Here is a 17,077-nt window from a genome sequence, read left to right as displayed (position 1 = left end):
TGTTTTGAAAGGTTCGCGATTCCCTCAAAATGAGCGGTCAAGCCACTGTCTCTGAGGCGAGGCTATAGTTTGATTTGCTGCAAATGGCTACGAGGGTCTGAGCTACGGTTTGCCCGGATTTTTTCGTAGTATTCGCGCTCAAGCTCGCTAGGGTTGGCGGGAGGCACGATCGCCACTCGCACCAACTGATCGCCTCTGCCCTTGGAACTAACCCATCCTTTGCCCCGCAAGCGCAGGGTCTGCCCAGTGCGAATCCCAGCCGGGATATTCATCGTCACCGTACCATCAGGCGTTGGAACCTCAACAGATGCCCCTAAAACTGCCTCATCTGGGGCGATCGGCAATTCGCAAAGCAGATTGTCTCCGTCAATTTGAAAGAAGGCATGAGGCTGAACCTCTACCACTAGATACAGATCGCCCCGTTGTCCATAAGCATTGGGCTGTCCTTTGCCCTTCACTCGAACACGGCTTCCGGGTTTCGCGCCCGCCGGAATTTTGACGGTAATCGTCTCGCTCCCCAAATTCAACCGCTTTTGCACCCCACGAAACGCTTCAGACAGCGTCAGTGACAGGATAGACTCTAAATCCTGTCCAACTGCCGCAGGATCGCCAAAGCCACCCGCACCCCCGTAGCCCGCGCTGGAATTAGGACGGTAGCTGTAGCCGCGTGAACCTCCAGGAGTGGTGCTGTTAAAGCGACCTAGCAACTCATTGATAAATTCATCGAAGTTGCCGTATTGACTAAAGTCAAAGCCGCCAAAATCAGCGCTTCCGGGAGAGCCAGGTGGATAGCTGCCTGCCTGTTTCCAATACTGACCAAACTGGTCATATTTCTTGCGCTTGTCTGTATCTGACAAGACTTCGTAAGCTTCAGTGACTTCTTTAAACTTCGCCTCTGCCGACTTGTCATCCGGATTAACGTCGGGATGATATTTGCGCGCTAGCTTGCGGTACGCCTGCTTAATATCGTCCGCACTTGCCGCTTTAGTCACGCCCAAGGTGGCATAGTAGTCTTTGAAATCGGTCGCAGCCATCAACCTAAATTCCTATAACAGTTTGCATAGTCTTTGCCTCTACGCTACCAAGAGTTCCCTTAAGATGGGGTTCGGTTGAAGGCAAAGACATAGAGAAATTCCCGTACTCAGTCGCGTTTTGCTCGGCTATTTGTTTTTTGAAGAAGTGATACCAATTTAAGACCCAAACAGGGCAGATGATTTTCGAGAGCCGCGCTCCGCGCGGCTCTCGAAAATCATCTGCCCTGTTTGGGTCTTAAATTGGTATGACACTGTAGGCACTACCTCAAAAATAAGCAGCGGGTCTGGAAAGCAAAATATAAGATAGCGCAAATTGACCCAACATTGCCTAGATCTGGACGAGCTTAGACAACACCGTCAAACGATCGAATCCGTCGCTGAGGCTGGGAGGTGCGCCTCTCAACTGACGATCCATGCGTAGAATGACCGATTCTGGCACCTGGCGATCGCGCTGGCGATTGCGCCCTAGGCAGATGGGTAAAGGCGTATCAAGCCAGATGCCCGTAATCTGCCGAAAGCCGATCGCCCGCATTTGCGCGATCGCCTCTCGACGATTTTTGCGGCGGGCGTTGGTGGCATCGTAGATGGCTGTCGGGTGTCCTGCGGCATCTTCTCGGATCTGCCCTATTGCCTGCCGAAGCTGAACCTGGATCTCTTGCTGAATTAACGGCCAGGAGCCTTGAATGGCTTCATCACCAAACAGCTGGGCGCGGATGGCGTCCGTGGAAACCAGCGATCGCTCAGGGTGATCGTGCAGAAGTCTTTTCGCCAAAAATGACTTGCCGCTTCCTGGCAAGCCAATGAGAAAAAACAGATGGGGGACAGTAACTCTCTTCACGTGAGCAACCTTCGCTGGGCAAAAAGCAGAGGGTGCCTGAAGTTTGCGCCGATCTTGCTCAGTATCGCGTGCCTAAATCACCATGCCATCAGGGAGGATAGCGTTTTTCAGCGTTACCACAATGCCGCTGCGGATGTGAAAGCCTAGCTCTTCACGCTGGGCTTCCTCAACGTGGTCTTTGTTGATGATTTGCACATCTCGACCAATCCGAGCATTTTTGTCGATGATGGCGCGGCGGATGGTAGTGTTTTCCCCAATGCCAACCGGGATAGTACCCCGATCGAGGTCTGCCTGTCGTTCATGGACGGGCTGATAAAAGTCAGCGCCCATAATTAGCGTGTCCTGAATAGTGCAACCTGCGTCAATCCGCGTACGAATGCCCAACACAGAGTGATGAATCTGGCAGTTCTTGAGAATGCAGCCATCGCCAATCATGGCATCTGTCACCGTGCAGTTTTGCATCTTTGTCGGCGGCAGCGATCGTCCTCTGGTATAAATCGGCGCATTGTCGTCATAAAAGCTAAAAGCGGGCTGAGGCTGCTGAGTTAGCGCCAAATTTGCGTCGTAGAAAGCTTCGATCGTTCCAATGTCTTCCCAGTAGCCATCAAACAGAAATGCCTGAATGTTATGAGTTGCCGCCGCAGGAGGAATGATTTCTTTGCCGAAATCTGTTTGTTCAGGATATTGCTTCAGCAAATCTAGCAGCACTTCTGCCTTAAAGACATAAATGCCCATGGAGGCAATGTAGGGATTGAGCTGAGCCTGTTCAGGCGTAAGCCCTAGGTGAGTGGTATCTACCTGCATCAGTTTCAGAGCGTCGCCCTTGGGCTTCTCGCTGAAATCTACGATGCGCCCCGTATTATCCATCTTCATCAAACCGAAGTCTGAGGCTCGCTTGTCATCCATGGGCAACACAGAAATGGTGATATCTGCGTTGGTTTCACGGTGGCGATCGATAAATTGAGCGTAATCCATGCGATAGAGATGATCGCCTGACAAAATCAGATATTCTGTCGCTTTCCACTCTTGGAACAGCCACATATACTGACGAACAGCATCGGCAGTTCCCTGAAACCAGTTGGGGTTTTCGGGAGTCTGCTGAGCCGCCAATACTTCTACAAATCCTTCGCTAAATCCTGAAAAGCTGTAGGTACGCGTCAAATGGCGATTGAGCGAGGCAGAATTAAATTGGGTCAACACATAGATTTTGTAAATCTCTGAGTTGATACAGTTGCTCACTGGAATGTCGATTAACCGATACTTTCCTGCCAAAGGCACAGCAGGTTTTGCGCGCAGTTTGGTCAACGGGTACAGCCGAGTGCCAGCACCGCCGCCTAGAATAATGGCTAAGACTTTTTTCACAATGACCTCTTAACTGCTTCTTAACAACCAATCAACTCCCATACTCAGTGTCTGATTGTCGGTCGAAGTTTGCAATAGTCAGAAGGAAGAAGATTTACAACAGACCCTTGAGAGTGAAGTTGGGAATCAAGAGCGAAACAAGAGAACTCAGAATTTTAGACTTCTAATTTGGAGAAATAACCAGAGGGCAGCATGGAAGATCCTTCTCAGCTGAGTTCAGAAGAGCTGTACGAGTGGCAGCTGCGGATTGCGGAAGCCGATCGCTGCAATATCTGGTGCCACTGCCGGGAATGCGATCGCCAGTGGGTTGCATCTGCCCACGACCCTTGCTCATGCGGGAGTCGAAATGTGGAACATATCTCCTGCTGGCAGTTTCCAGACGACTAGCTTCAAGCGTCTTCAAGCACTTCTCAGGAAACCGATCGCCCGATCTTGTAGTCACTACCATAGGAGCAGGGCGTATTTCTAGAGTCCCTTAAACGACACAATGAACCTTCAAAAGGCGGCGATCGCGGTTGCCCTAGTTGCTGGAATTACGGCGGGTGGATTGTATGGAGTCGAGGTAGCTGCTCAGAGAAGCCGCATTCAAGGACTGATAGAGACTGGAAAATGCTTAGACTGCGATCTGAAAGGAGCAGATCTAGCGAGGCTAGATTTGAAAAAAGCAGATTTGTCTGGGGCAAACCTTGAAGGCGCAGATTTACAGGGAACGAATTTAGGCAGCGCCAATCTGCAGCGAACTAACCTACGCAATGCCAATCTTGAGGGCGCAGACCTAGGATGCAACGGGTTTAGCTTCAGCGTTCGGGCAGATGGCAACTCAAACTTTGGGTTTCAAATCGATCGCAGTCCCATCACGCCTTCGCCCAGTGCGCCTGTAGGAATGAACCTAAACACGACCGACAATGGAGCCACCGTCAGCCTCAATTTTGGTGGATGCCCTGACCTGACAGGCGCTACTCTGCAAGGCGCAAGAATGCCAGATGGTTCAGTTCACCCCTAGCGCCCATCCGCTCTAAGTACCAACCAGCGCGAGGGTTTTCAGAAAGCTGCTTTCCTAGAAAACCCTCACCCTTTAGCCCAGAACTTAGCGTAGAACCCAGCAACCTAGATGCGGTTTACTGAAGCTTGAGATCGGGAGGAAGCAGCACTTGGTCGATCGCGTGGATTACGCCATTGCGGGTCACAATGTCTGCCTGGGTGACATTTGCGCCAGAAACCGTGACTTTACCAGAGTTAGTGGCGATCGTCACATCTGATCCTTCTGCCGTGTTCACATCCCCTGCTTGGATCGCATCAGAGGTGAGGCTACCTTGCACCACGTGGTAGGTCAAAATCTGACGCAGAGCATTTCGGTTCTCAGGCAAGAGTAGCTGTCTCAGCGCCTCAGCAGGAATTGCCGCAAATGCCTCATTGGTGGGGGCAAATATCGTGACAGGTTCAGTTCCCTCGAAAGCCTGCTCTAGCCCTGCTGCCTTGATAGCAGTCTCTAGCGTACTGAAATCTGCACTGCCGCTGACAACCTGACCTAAGCTCTGGCTGCGTGTGTCGATCGATTGTGTTGTCCCTGCCTCAGGCACCCGAACGGCACCATCTCGCTCAGTTGCGTTGCTGGGTACATTGGAGCCGCCTGTGGACGATCCACCTGTCATCAATCCACCTGTAGGCGATCCGCTTGTGGTCGATCCACTTGTGGTCGATCCGCCCGCCAGAACTGGAGTAGCGGCGATCGCTCCAATAAATCCTAGGCTCATCAGACCTACTAGCACGCTGCTTGAAAACTTGCTTCTCTGAAGCATACTTAGCCTCCTTCAATATGTTAAGTAAGGTTCATCAATTTTTGTGAATCACCCAACTCACACCAGCATAGGGGGGTGAAAAAAGATTCCCTTCGACCAAGAGAGAGAGATTAATGCCCCAAAGATCAAGCTTTAGGAAGGGGCGAAGGCACAATGCGCAAAAAGCAGGAGCGTTGCTACAGAACGCTCCTGCTTTTCATAATTACGAGCTGCTGACCCAATTCAGCCGAGAGCTGACGCTACTCATTAGCTTCCACAACATCTGTCTACAGCACTCTTCTAATACCAATTTGAATTGGAATACCAATTTGAATTGGAACCACGACAGATCCCGGTACGGGCTTGGCATTGCCAAGCCCCTTCTGAGGTTCAATGTGCCCACAAATTCGTTTAAATCGGCATAGCAGACTTCTATCAGAGACTTCTAGCGGACAGAGTTTTGCAGGGTTGCACTGCGACCTCTTGCAATGCCCTGGTCATTAGGCGACAGCAGTAAACGCTGCACTCGTGAGGGTGCTAGCTTGAACATTGTTCAGGACTGCTAGAGCCTCAGTTCCGGCTTGGATGAGGGTGTTGCTGCCCTGTTGGGTAAGGATGAGCTGACCGAAGGTAAGACCTCCCGACAAGCCAATGCGATCGCCCTCACTCAGACTAAAATCTGCAACGATGTCTGTGCCGTCGCCCACCGCAAAGACAAACAGGTCGGCACCGTTGCGTCCTTGCAGGTAGTCGTTGCCTTGGTTTCCGCGCAGGGTATCGCTGCCGCTGCCGCCGTCTAGCCCGTCGCTGCCGCTGCCGCCGATCAGCAGGTCGTTGCCGCCGTAGCCGATCAACACATCGTCGCCATCGTTGCCGAGGAGGCGATCGTTGGCTTCCGTTCCTGCCAAGACATCGTTGCCAGAACCGCCGTGCTGGGTTGAGGTCTGGAGGGTGTTGGTGGTGTCGATCGTCAGTCCCAGAGGAGCGGCGATGTTTTCCCAGGGAACGTACTTGAAGTTGTTGCTGATGTTTTCATCCTCAACAATTCGGGCGGGGTCGTTGGAGCCGTCTTGGGTGACGAACAGACCGAAGGGGAAGTTGGAGCCGAGGGGGACGTTAATCACCTCTGCGCCGTCGGATTCTTGCACGCTGTCGATCGTACCGCTGCTGCCGACAGCAAACTGACCAATGTACTCGTTGCTGCCTTCGCGGCTGAAAACGGCAAAGGTGTTGTCACCCTGGCTAGAGGCGAGCAGATAGCCTGTGCCGTTGGCAGAATAGTAGATGGTTAGACCTTCGACATCGTTGGCAATGTATTGACCGCCCAGCGCTTTGACGGGTTCAATCAGCGTGCCTGTGTTGCTGCCCGTCGGCTCTGCCTGAAATTTCCAGATGCCCACGTCTTCCTGACCGATGTAGAGATAGCCTAGTTCGCGATCGGTAACCATGCCCTCGGTTTGGGCTTCTGTATCGGCAGGTGCGGAAGCCGGGACAGGAATGGTGAACTGGCGAACGCGGGTTGCGCCAATTTTGCCGTTCCCGGCATCAATCAGCTTGTATTGCGCCACGTCTCCGGTTTGGCGGCGGCTGGCAAAAACGTAGGCATCGCCTGTGACGGGGCTGTTGTAGGTCGCCAAGCCGTAGGCGCTGCGGGTCGAATCGGAATAAGGTGGGTCAAAGGGAGCCGCCTGGAACAGGGTGCCGATGCTGCTGTCGGTGATGTCTTCCAGGTATTTGCCGTTGACGGGGCTGGCGGTGACTTTGAAGATGACGAGCTTGTCGTTGTTGCGATCGCTGGCCACCGCGATATCGACGCTCTGTCCGCCCAGGTTGAAGCCATAGAGCAAATCGACGTTATTGTACCGAATATTGCCGGGGTTGACGGTCTGGAGGGTGTTGCCTGCCAAGTCGTGAACTTCAATACCGCCGTTTTTCAGGGTGGTTAGCACCAGGCTATCGTCGGCATTGGCGGTATTCAGGTAGATCGCGGGATCGTCGGAGTCGGCGCGCTGGCTAAAGGGCACGTTAGGATCGTTGAGACGCTCCGGGCTGGTTTCCACCGTGGGCGCAACGGTTGTCACCAGGTTGGCGCTCAGGGTAAGGATTTGCGTGAACTGCGTGCCGCTAAAGTTGTTGTCGCTCACCAAGACGATCGACTGGCGACCGTCGGCGAGTTTAGGCCCAAATTCGATGCCTTCAATGTTGTCCGTTCCGGTGGGCAGGTTCAGATCATCCAGGTTCAGCACCAGCCGTTTTTGGGCGGGCTGAAGGTTGGCCAACTGCTCGGCACTGAGGCTGCTGAGGGATTCGATCGCGCTGATGTCGGTCGCGCCTTGCAGGCTGATTTCGTAGATCTTGATGGTGTTGCCTGTGCCGGGAACGCCTGTGGAAAAGGAACGCTCGACCGATAAGAAAGTGCCGCGATCGTCGATCGCCAGTAAGTCCACCAGACCATTGGTATTGAAGGCGGTTTCTGGAATTGAGGCTTTTGCTACCGGGTCAACATTGTAGAGATATTCTTTCTCAGGTTGACCTGTGACGAGATTGTATTGAATGATCCGCGATGGCGAACCGCTGGTGACTGTGGCAATGGAGCCGTCCTGGAACAGGGCATTTTCCGTGGCCGTGTACAGGAATTTTTGATCCGGCGTGATCGTCAGGCTCTCGAATGCCAGGTTGTTGCGAATGCCAGCGGTCTGCGTATCGCCTGCATCAGTTCTGCCGTTGCCGTTCGTATCTTGCACCACGGGCAGGAACTTCTGGGGAACGAGGAGCGATCGCAGTTGTTGTCCGGTCATGGGATCAAATTCATTCACAAACGGATTGGTGATCCGTCCGGCGGCGATATTAGCTTCGCCCTCAGAAGAGATAAATACTGTCCCTTTTTGGGTCAACACAATGTCTTCTGGATCGAGCCGCAGTGGGGCAAAGGTTTTGCCTTCGCTGTCGCGCAGCAGGGTCACGCCTGTGAAGGTGGTGCTGGGTGCGCCGTTGGCATCTAGCTTGATCTCGACGGTGTAGAACCGGGGCGGCGTGTTGTCTGCCGGAGGCGGCGTAGTGCCGGAACCCGCAATGGTGCGATCGCCACGATCGTCAGCCACCACGTAGTAGCGATCATTGGCTGCGTCGTAGGTCAAGCCCGACAGACCGCCAATTTGAGTGGTGATGCCGTTCAAGGTTTGGGTGGTGTTGGTGGGAAAAATCTGCTGTCCAGCAAAGTCGGCGCTGACTACCGTTTTTCCGGGACGATCGGCACCCAACTGCAAATCCACCCACACCAACTTGTGATCGGAGCTGGGATAGCCACCCGGCAATGCAGGGTTAAAAACGCCCACAAGACGGAACAGCGGATCGGTATCGAGCGGCCAAAACACCTGCGAATCAGTGATTTCCAGGTCGTTGGAAGGGAGGACGTAATCCGCGCGCACATTTCCGGGGGTGGTGTCGGCAAAGTCGGCGGTGTCGAAGGCGGGGTTGCTCTTGTGGGTGAGGTTGGCTCCTTTCTGCAAATCCGACTGCTGAACTGCGCCTGCGCTGGTGGGAATGAAATTAGTGTTGATGTTGGGGTTTTGCAAAAGCTGCGAAATGGCTTTGCCGAAGCTGTCGCCATCCTGGGGGTCAGCATTCTGATCGCCCATGATCACGAAGCTAGAGCCAAATTGCAGTCCGCCGCTGCCGCCCTGATCATCATAGATGTAGTCGCCTTCGCCGGGGCTAACATAATCTGCCCAAAAGCGAATTTCATCCGCGTTGCGCTTGCCGTTGCGATCTTCGGCTCCGTCAAACACGGGCGGCGTGGGGTGGCTAACCAGCGCGTGAATCGTTTGCCCATTGACGACGATCGGTACATCCCAATGGCTCTTGGACGACAGGGGCAATGCCGCCTGCTCTTCGGCAGAATACCAGGGTGTGCCAGAACCGGGGAGGCTGACCGTCGGCAGCAGCGAACCGGGAATATCTTTCCAGAGAAAGTTTTGAAAGGTGCGAATGTTATCTGTGTCGATCGGGTATTTCGACAGCAGCAGCATCCCGAACTGTCCGGGGAAGTTGCCGAAGCCAAAGGCATCATCGCCATAGCCCGCTGCGCCGGGAGTGGTGACGGTGCGCCCGTCGTTGTTGAGGTCAAATCCGGAAGCAATTCCAGTGTTGGAGGGGGCAATGTAGGCGTAGGGGTAGTCCACTGGATTGGCACCGTTCTGACTCAGGGACAGATAGTTCTGCTGAAAGAGTTTGACGGGAGCCAGCGGATCGGCTGAGACGTAATCGAATTCATTGATCAGCAGCACATCGGGGCTAGTACGCTGAATAATTTCGGCAACGGCTTTAGCCTGAGCGTTGTTGGGGGTAGACAGATCTTGAACCAAAGCCCCTTCATTGTTGCGATTCAGCGAGGCATTGAATTGGGAAAACCGGATGGTCGTAGGTTCAGTCATGGTAGATCCTGGGGGTGAATCAAACAGGTGAATCAGGCGAGTAAATTCATAAACTAGAAACGCGATCGGGTGTAGCCAGTCAAAATAATCTCCTCAGCCCCTTTTGGAAGGAGCTGAGGAAAATGCAAAAGAGCAAGATTTAGCCGATCGCAAAGTTGTTGGCGGTCAGCGTATTAGCCTGTACTCCCGTGAGAATGGCGATCGTCTCACTACCTACCTGCAAGAGGGCATCATGGGCGCTTGTGCCTGTTCCCTGGGCGATGCTGAGCTGGCCAAAGCCCAGACCACCTGTGAGCTGAATGAGGTCTTGACCTGAGGTAAAGTCGGTAATCGTATCGGTACCTGTTCCGGTGCTGATCAGGAAGCGATCGCTTCCCCCATTGCCCGTCAGAATATCGTCACCTAGTCCACCCACGATCGTTTCTGCGGCATTTGTGCCCACTAGCATGTCATTGGCAGTCGCGCCCCGCAGCAGCGGAGTCAGCGTCAAACGAGAAACGATCGGATCATGGTCGCTATCTTGATCAGCAAACTCTGAGTTGATGTGAACCACATCGACTTCCGACTTAGGCACAAGGCTGCTGCTGACCAGAATGTGATCCAAGACCTGGGCGTTGCCCTCAAAGTTGTAGGTGTACTGCTCGCTGATCGGCAAGGTGTCAATCAAGGTAGACAGTGCGCCTCCTGCGGTCAACACCTGTATGGGGTTGGAGAACTGGAAGTCGTTGATGTCTCCCACCACCAGGACATTAGCGTTGGCATTGACTGCCAGCAGTTCATCCACAAAGCTGCGGACGATCGCCGCCTGTTCCAAACGCTGCGCTTCAGTCGTCAATGTGGGCGGCTGGAAGCGTCCAAACAGCGGCTGATCGCCTCCCTTAGAGTTAAAGTGGTTGGCGATGACGTAAACAGTGTTGCCGTTGAACAGGAACTCACCCACGAGCGGCTTGCGGCTGGTGTTGAAAGCAGGGTTGGTCGGGTCGATGCGACCGGGACTCGCCGACAGTTCGCCCTCTACTAGCGTGGTGTCTGTGGTCGAGCCACCGCCTGGGCGATCGACAAACTGCACTCTTGCTGGGTTAAACAGAAAGCCGACCCGAATGTTGCCACCGGGCTGTCCGCCGTCTTGTCCTTCCACAGGGTCAATGCTGCGGTACTCGTAAGCTGGGCCGCCTGCCGCTTTGATGGTGTGAATCAGCGTCTGGAAAGTCACGTCAGCATCGACTACGCCATCGTTGATTTCGCCGCCCGTGCTGTCCTGAATCTCCTCCAGCGAAATAATATCGGGAGACTGCAAGTTGTTGACAATGCGATCGGCTAGAGCCGCAAATTTGCCGCTGCCTAAGTCATCATCCACGTTGCTGGCGCTTTGACCGTTCACCTTGCTGATGTCTTCCAGCTTCGGATCAAGGTTTTCCACATTGAAGGTGGCGATCGTCAACTGATCGTTCCCTCCCACCAGAGCCGTGACTTCCTTTTGCAATCCGGCGGATGCTGCCTGAAGTGGTTCTGTATTCAGCAGTTTGAAGTTGCTGAAGCTGTAATCCAGGACTCCTACAGTCGGGCTAGTAAAGCGATCGCCCACGTTCACAAATGGAGGTCTGCTGACAATCACATCATCGACAATGATCCGTTCTGGATTGAAGTCTCCCGGCTGGATGTTGATGCCGCCTCTAGCGGTGCGAACGCCCGCATTTGCGCCATTGTCTGCCAGTACCGCAATTTCACCAAAGCCGTTGGTCGGGCTTACCGCCACAGCGTTGTTGATCTGTACCCGCATTCCTTCCAGACTTTCATAGAAGTCAATGCCGTCTTGAGCGGGGTCAAAGACGCTGCCTACGTTCTCGACATTGCCGTCGATCGCATCGTTATCAATGACCGTATTGGGTGGAACGCGACCGCCCGCACCAATGACGGTTGCTATAGGCAGCGAATTGTCGCTCGACAGCACGGTAAATTCGGCTCCCGTGACGGTGCCGTTGATCTGAGTAATGGATAAATCATTATTGCGACCGCTGGCGCGAAACTCATCGACGCGACCCGTCACCTTCAGCGAATCGCCGACTTTGGGCTTGCTGCCCGCAGAGCCTCTGAAAACAAAAATTGCTTCCGAAGTTGCGTCGCTGGCGTCAGGATTGGGGTCTTGCAGATAAAAGCCGTTGTTGGTGACTGCCGTGACAATGCCGCGCACATCCGTAACGGTTTTGCCTACGAGCGGCGAAACCTGGCTATTCCCCTGAATGTCGCTGATGCGGGTCGGAGGCACGAATTCAAAAACGGCAACCGTGCTGCTGACTTCGTTGGTGGTGATCAGCAATGGCTTGCCGTTGGGGCTTTTGTCTGCCGAAACAAAGGTCAACCCTTCTGGACTAACATCATCTGCCGTGCTGACATACTCCACAAAGACAGGCTGATTGGGGTTCGTGATTTCGTAAACCATCACGCCGCCCGTCCGCTCTAGCCCCACGAAGGCATAGGTGCGATCGTTGACCGTGCCCACCGTCACACCTTCCGCTTCCGGGCCTTTGTTATCGCTGCGCGTATCGAACGTGTCCGCAGCGCCGTTGGAGTTGAACAGGGTAGGCACTGCCGCCGCCGTGATCAGCTCTAGCTGGTTGCCGCTGTCAAACACCAAATTGCCCGCCGCGTCCCGAATGGAAAACGATCGCGCTCCAATTAGCTCAATCCGATCGAAGTCACCATCGCCGTCGGTATCGCCTGAGACATTGCTCACCGTCAGCCGCCCCAGCACGGCATTGTCTTTCAACGCGGCTGCATTGGGAAACGCCGTTGGGTCAAGCCTGTAGGCATTGCTACCCACGCGAATTTCGTCTAGGAATCCCGTGTAGTCTCGCGCATCCCCTTCGTTGGCCAACACCAGATAGGTCTGTCCGTTGAAGCTGTAGCTGGCGATCGCATCCGGCTGATACAGCCCAAACACAGGCTGAGGCTGGATATTGATCGCGCCCGTACCCCCGGCACCATCGCGATCGCTGGCATCTAGCCCGTTGCTCTGGTTGAACTCAATAATGCCTAGTTTCACAGGCGTGTTGGAGAGTCCGGTAATCGAGCCATCGCCGGACACGACACCCCCCGCCAAGCCAAAATCATTGTCGTTGACGATAGCGATCGTGTTGGCATCGATCAGCGCTAAACCTTCCAGCTTTTCGACTCCGGTGTAGCCGATCGCCGCCGCGTTCGTCACCAGCCGCTTGTTCACCGGATTGAGATCCGCGCTGTCTAGCTCGGCAACCGTGAGCTGCTCGATCGTTTTGCCTGCGGGAATCTTCGTCAGATTGGCAGCGCTGTTGATATTGGTCGCGCCCTTCAGGTCGATTTCGTAGATCAGCTTGTTGGAGCTGGTCGTACTGCGATCGTCCCGTTCTACCACCAAAAACTTGCCGTTGCCTAGAGAAACCGCATCGCCGATCTTGTCGGTCTTGGCGGTGCCGCTGGCGCTGATGTCGTCCTGCACGTAGAGATATTCGCCCGTCACCTGTTTCGTGACAATATCGAATTCTAGAATGCGGGTGTTCCGCGAGGCGCGAGAGGCCGTGTCTGCCGCCGAGTCAGGATTGTCGATCGCGCTTTGAATAAAGGCGTAGAGCTTATTTCCTTCTAGGGCAACCGCCTCAAATCCGCGATTCGATCGCCGCTGAGCATAGACCGCAGGCAGGGCTGGAGTGCCAAACTCGCCGCCATCTGTGGGCGCACCTTCAGGAATGAAGCGATCGATCAGCTTGCCAGCCTGATCAAAGTGGTAGATGGCGGGGCGGTACTCATCGACTAGCCAGAAGGTGCCGTCTGCTGCCACGACAATGCCTTCCGTATCGGCTCCGAGGGAGTCATTCGACAGGATGTTGCCGAACAAATCAACGCCCACCTCATCGGTGTATGCCGTTCCGGCTGCACCATTTTGCAGGTTGGGTAGACCCGTGATTGGCGTACCGTCGGCTTGGCTGAGCTTAATCTGCTCGGTAAGGCTGATTTTTCCGGTGCTGCGATCTAGCTCAAACCGAATGATTTGCGGCTGAAAGTCGGGCAGGGCAAACGGACGCTCTAGCCCAGGATTGCTGGCGTTGAGTTCGGTTGGCTCACCGTTGGGACCGCGATCGGTCGTGGTGATGAACTTGAGGCTGCCATTTGCCGCAGTGCCCTCAAAAAACAGACCGGAGAAGCCACCCAGCAGAATCTCTTGTCCTGCTGTAATTTGGCTGGGATCGCTAGGATTAACCGTCGCGGTGGTGCCCAAGGGGGGGCGATCGCCAAATTCATAGGTCGTAACGGTGGGCAAGCCTTTGCTGAAGTCCTTCAGACCCAGCGGCAGAATGCTGGTCACTTTAGCCGTGGCAATGTCGATCAGGGCGATCGCATTGCTCTCTTGCAGCGTCACCCACGCCGTTTTACCGTCTGCCGAAACCGTGATGTACTCCGGCTCAAAATCCTGCGCCACGGTGGCGTTGGGCGATGTGATCCGCACACCTCTGCCCTGGAGATCGGCTTTCTGAGCGTTGAAGCTTTCAAAGCTAGCTGTTGCGACCGTTGGTGCAGGGGCGCTAAACAGGTCAATAATGCTGACTGAACCGACTGGATCGATCGAGTTGGGCTGACCGTAGCTGCTGGGTTCGCCCTCGTTTGCCACCAAGATCTTCTTGCCGTCTGGTGTAAACGTCACCATGTCGGGCACGGCTCCCACGGCGATCGCGCCCTGCACTACCCCTTGAGCGTTCAATAACACTACTTTGCCGGGGCTAGTTCGTACAGTAGCTTCCACCGCCACTGCCACCAAGCCATTGCTCACGGCAACGCTGTTGGCAGCACCCCCATAGCTGGAAAGATCGATCGTTTGCACCAAGACAGGACTGCTCGGATTGCTTAAATCTAGAACCTGAACACTCGTTTGCCCAGAGACGGCAAATAGACGCTTGCTGTCGGAATCGTAAGCAGAAATTTCTGCGCCTGTGCCCAAAAATCCGCTAACTTTCCGGAGGCTGCTGGCGCTATCCAGAACAGAGGATAAAGCGCTGAAGTTTTGATTATTCGGATCGGTAAGACTAAATGCTGACATAAAAGCTGTTTTGTGCAATATTGCTGAATAAGTCTTCTGAGCGCTGTAATCAGCACTCGTCACAGTCCAGTTCCCACTCAGTACCGCAAGGCGATCGCGCTTAGACAGCACCTGCCCTACAGATGCACACTGAAAACGCCGCAGTACGCTAGCAACTCACCCAGTCTCATTGCTCAACTGAGTCAGCTCCTTGTCCGCCCAACGTTTATAAAGTCCTGATTCACTACATATGCGATCGCACCGTACCATCTGGACTCCAACAGCGTTAAGTCTGCTGCAACACATTGACTGTTAAGACTGTGTGAAGTGATACAGCTTTTCGCAGAATATCTGCCTTTGGGAGTACAAGGGCGATCGGTCTTGGGCTACTTGCAAAAATATTTGTTGATTACTGCTAATAAGATATGGCTGTCGCCAGTCTGCTGAGGATCGTGGATTCAATCACCTGTACAACCGCTCTGCTCTAGGGGCTTAGCATTGCTAAGCCCCTACTCCAAGAATTACATCTTGTTAAATCATGTTCTACCAATTTAAACAAATTTGTGGGCACATCGAACCTCAGAAGGGGCTTGGCAATGCCAAGCCCGTACCGGGATCTGTCGTGGTTCCAACTCAAATTGGTATTCTTTAGAACATTTAGGGTGGGGCGCAAAGTGCCCCACCCTAAATGTCCCCACCCTAACCACCTTGGTAGTTGCTACACAAGTTTTTCAGTTGCAAAGCTTTTAAACAAAGCTAAGAAAGTCTTCTGGGTTCTGAGCTTCGCCATTGACTAGCACCTCAAAATGAAGATGATTCCCAGTTGAGTTTCCCGTCGTGCCGACATAGCCGATCACGGTATTAGAATCAACGCGATCGCCCTGCTTCACCCCAATGCTAGACAGGTGGGCATATCGAGTCTGTATTCCTTCTCCATGGTCAATTTCAATCAAATTGCCGAAACCGCCATTCCATCCGGTTTCGGCAAGCGTCACTACGCCTTTGCGGGCGGCTTCAATCGGCGGTTTCTCGTCGCCTGTCCCCAAGTCAATGCCACGATGAAATCCAGATACCGTAGCCGTACCGTTCCAGTAGCTGCGTTGCCCGTAGGAACTGGTAGCCGGATAGCCCTTCAGCGGGCTGTCCCATAGTAAAGATGAATCAGGTGAAGGTGAACTAGGTGAGGGGGAAGGTTTTGGGGGAGTGGGCACAGCTTGGGGCGACTTTTCCCAGGTTAGATCAAAGTTGGCTGCATCGCGCTTTTCAAAGTAGTTGAACGTCAGATCATACTGTCCGGTGGGTAGTTTGTAGGCAATGTCCTGGTAGGTGCTAGAACCCTTCACCCACTGGTTTTTGGGCGTGATGGCATAGGTTTTGCCGCTATCCTTGCGATGGGCAAGAATCTGGAACCCATCATCGCCCTTGACGCGAAAGGTGTAGGAGCTGCCGTCAAAATTCGCGATCGTCGTTGCCTGAAGCGCAAAAGTATCATGGGGCAAACGATAGCCGTCATTGACATAGGTATCTGTACCCCAGTCAAAACTGATTCCTGGCTTGCCGTCGCTGCGAATCTGGGAGCCTAAATTGATTACACCGATCGCCCTTTTGTTCCGCAATCCATCTGCCGCAAAGTCGATCGCCGGACTGCTGCTTTGGCTATCATCCCAGCTAAACAGCGTGGCTTTCCATTGAGAAGCATTCACCTGATCTTGAAAAGGAATGACAGACTGAATCTCAAACGCGATCGCCCTAGGTGTGCCCTTGTCATAATGCTCAATCGCGATCGCTGCTTGCTTGCCCTCTGAGTAAAAATAGCCAGAGTGGGGCGTATAGCCTTGATCAGTCCACTGATCAACGACCGTTTGTTTGCCTACTTTGACTCGTACCCCATCCTCTGCGGTAATTTTGACGTGATATAGCCCTGGCGCCAGCGATCGCTCAGTGGTGTAGCGTGCTGAAAAATTCGCTGCATTAGGCAAGTTTGCTGTGGCGCTAGAAAAACTGAGGCTGCTATTTCCTAGATACTCCGTTTGAATGGGCTTGCCCGAAAGGGATGTATTGCCATAGTATTTTGCCTGAAATTGCCCTAGAGACTCAGCGGCAGCCTTGAGGCTGTAGGTTTGATTAGCGCGATCGCCAGAGAAAACGCGAAGCTGATAGGTGCCTGGATTGAGAGCAGAGGCGATCGACCTAACCCGCTTGCCTTTGGGAGTAGAAGCCGCCACTCGTTCGCTGGCGCTAAACTTGCCGTTGCGATCGCGGTCTTGTAGCAATTCTACATCTGCTTTTAGGCTGCCGAGAGAAGCATTAAAACTGCTGCGATTTCTCAGCTTGAAGGTGTAGTAGTCATGGCGATCGCGTCCTCCCAAAGCGTCTTTGCAGGTTTGTCCTAGAGTGAGCGATCGGGCGGTGCTGGGGGAGTTATCGCGAAAATCTGGCATGACAAATGAGCGCCGTATGCGATCGTAGGGTTAGCCTAGTGATATCGAGATCGACGCAGCCTCAGAATTCTGAGTTCCTCTAACGCATTACTCTAATGTCTAGTAATCTTCAAGGCTAGGCGCATTAGCATATGTATCCGTACA

The 17,077-nt window shown here is 53.7% G+C and carries 9 protein-coding genes; 2 read left to right on the top strand and 7 right to left on the bottom strand.

What is annotated here, in order from left to right:
• Positions 1-62: 62 nt before the first annotated feature.
• The 3 genes from AC5JMP_RS20400 to AC5JMP_RS20390 form a co-directional block, all read right to left on the bottom strand.
• Positions 63-1,034 (bottom strand): DnaJ C-terminal domain-containing protein, encoded by a 972-nt coding sequence (locus AC5JMP_RS20400; RefSeq protein WP_495853322.1) that lies wholly within the window; start codon positions 1,032-1,034, stop codon positions 63-65.
• A gap of 328 nt (positions 1,035-1,362) precedes the next feature.
• Entirely contained in the window at positions 1,363-1,872 is a 510-nt protein-coding gene (locus tag AC5JMP_RS20395) for an AAA family ATPase (protein ID WP_495853321.1), read from the bottom strand.
• Between the two features lie 72 nt (positions 1,873-1,944).
• A complete protein-coding gene (locus tag AC5JMP_RS20390) occupies positions 1,945-3,234 on the bottom strand; it encodes a glucose-1-phosphate adenylyltransferase (RefSeq protein WP_495853320.1) in 1,290 nt (429 codons plus the stop codon).
• 192 nt (positions 3,235-3,426) lie between these two features.
• Between AC5JMP_RS20390 and AC5JMP_RS20385 the strand changes: the two genes are divergently transcribed.
• Complete coding sequence (locus AC5JMP_RS20385; protein ID WP_495853319.1) at positions 3,427-3,621, top strand: hypothetical protein; 195 nt, start codon at positions 3,427-3,429, stop codon at positions 3,619-3,621.
• Positions 3,622-3,721: 100 nt separating this feature from the next.
• On the top strand, positions 3,722-4,237 hold the full coding sequence (locus AC5JMP_RS20380; RefSeq protein WP_495853318.1) for a pentapeptide repeat-containing protein: 516 nt from the start codon (positions 3,722-3,724) through the stop codon (positions 4,235-4,237).
• A 115-nt stretch (positions 4,238-4,352) separates the two neighbouring features.
• Here AC5JMP_RS20380 and AC5JMP_RS20375 read toward each other — a convergent pair whose 3' ends face one another.
• From AC5JMP_RS20375 to AC5JMP_RS20360, 4 genes are all read right to left on the bottom strand, one after another.
• Positions 4,353-5,033 (bottom strand): fasciclin domain-containing protein, encoded by a 681-nt coding sequence (locus AC5JMP_RS20375; protein ID WP_495853317.1) that lies wholly within the window; start codon positions 5,031-5,033, stop codon positions 4,353-4,355.
• 479 nt (positions 5,034-5,512) lie between these two features.
• Complete coding sequence (locus tag AC5JMP_RS20370) at positions 5,513-9,445, bottom strand: phytase (protein WP_495853316.1); 3,933 nt, start codon at positions 9,443-9,445, stop codon at positions 5,513-5,515.
• A gap of 139 nt (positions 9,446-9,584) precedes the next feature.
• Entirely contained in the window at positions 9,585-14,513 is a 4,929-nt protein-coding gene (locus AC5JMP_RS20365) for a choice-of-anchor I family protein (protein ID WP_495853315.1), read from the bottom strand.
• A 725-nt stretch (positions 14,514-15,238) separates the two neighbouring features.
• The gene (locus AC5JMP_RS20360) at positions 15,239-16,933 is read right to left on the bottom strand and encodes a peptidoglycan DD-metalloendopeptidase family protein (protein WP_495853314.1); all 1,695 of its coding nucleotides are present in this window, start codon (positions 16,931-16,933) and stop codon (positions 15,239-15,241) included.
• Positions 16,934-17,077 lie beyond the last annotated feature (144 nt).

The organism is Drouetiella sp., from assembly GCF_059504425.1.
The sequence above is the reverse complement of the archived record's forward strand: the minus strand, read 5'-3'. Positions and strand labels throughout refer to the sequence as shown.

What these genes read in the sequence shown, in the direction of transcription:
- AC5JMP_RS20375 (WP_495853317.1), bottom strand. Translation starts at nt 5,033, where the DNA reads ATGCTTCAGAGAAGCAAGTTTTCAAGCAGCGTGCTAGTAGGTCTGATG.
- AC5JMP_RS20385 (WP_495853319.1), top strand. Translation starts at nt 3,427, where the DNA reads ATGGAAGATCCTTCTCAGCTGAGTTCAGAAGAGCTGTACGAGTGGCAG.
- AC5JMP_RS20400 (WP_495853322.1), bottom strand. Translation starts at nt 1,034, where the DNA reads ATGGCTGCGACCGATTTCAAAGACTACTATGCCACCTTGGGCGTGACT.
- AC5JMP_RS20365 (WP_495853315.1), bottom strand. Translation starts at nt 14,513, where the DNA reads ATGTCAGCATTTAGTCTTACCGATCCGAATAATCAAAACTTCAGCGCT.
- AC5JMP_RS20360 (WP_495853314.1), bottom strand. Translation starts at nt 16,933, where the DNA reads ATGCCAGATTTTCGCGATAACTCCCCCAGCACCGCCCGATCGCTCACT.
- AC5JMP_RS20370 (WP_495853316.1), bottom strand. Translation starts at nt 9,445, where the DNA reads ATGACTGAACCTACGACCATCCGGTTTTCCCAATTCAATGCCTCGCTG.
- AC5JMP_RS20380 (WP_495853318.1), top strand. Translation starts at nt 3,722, where the DNA reads ATGAACCTTCAAAAGGCGGCGATCGCGGTTGCCCTAGTTGCTGGAATT.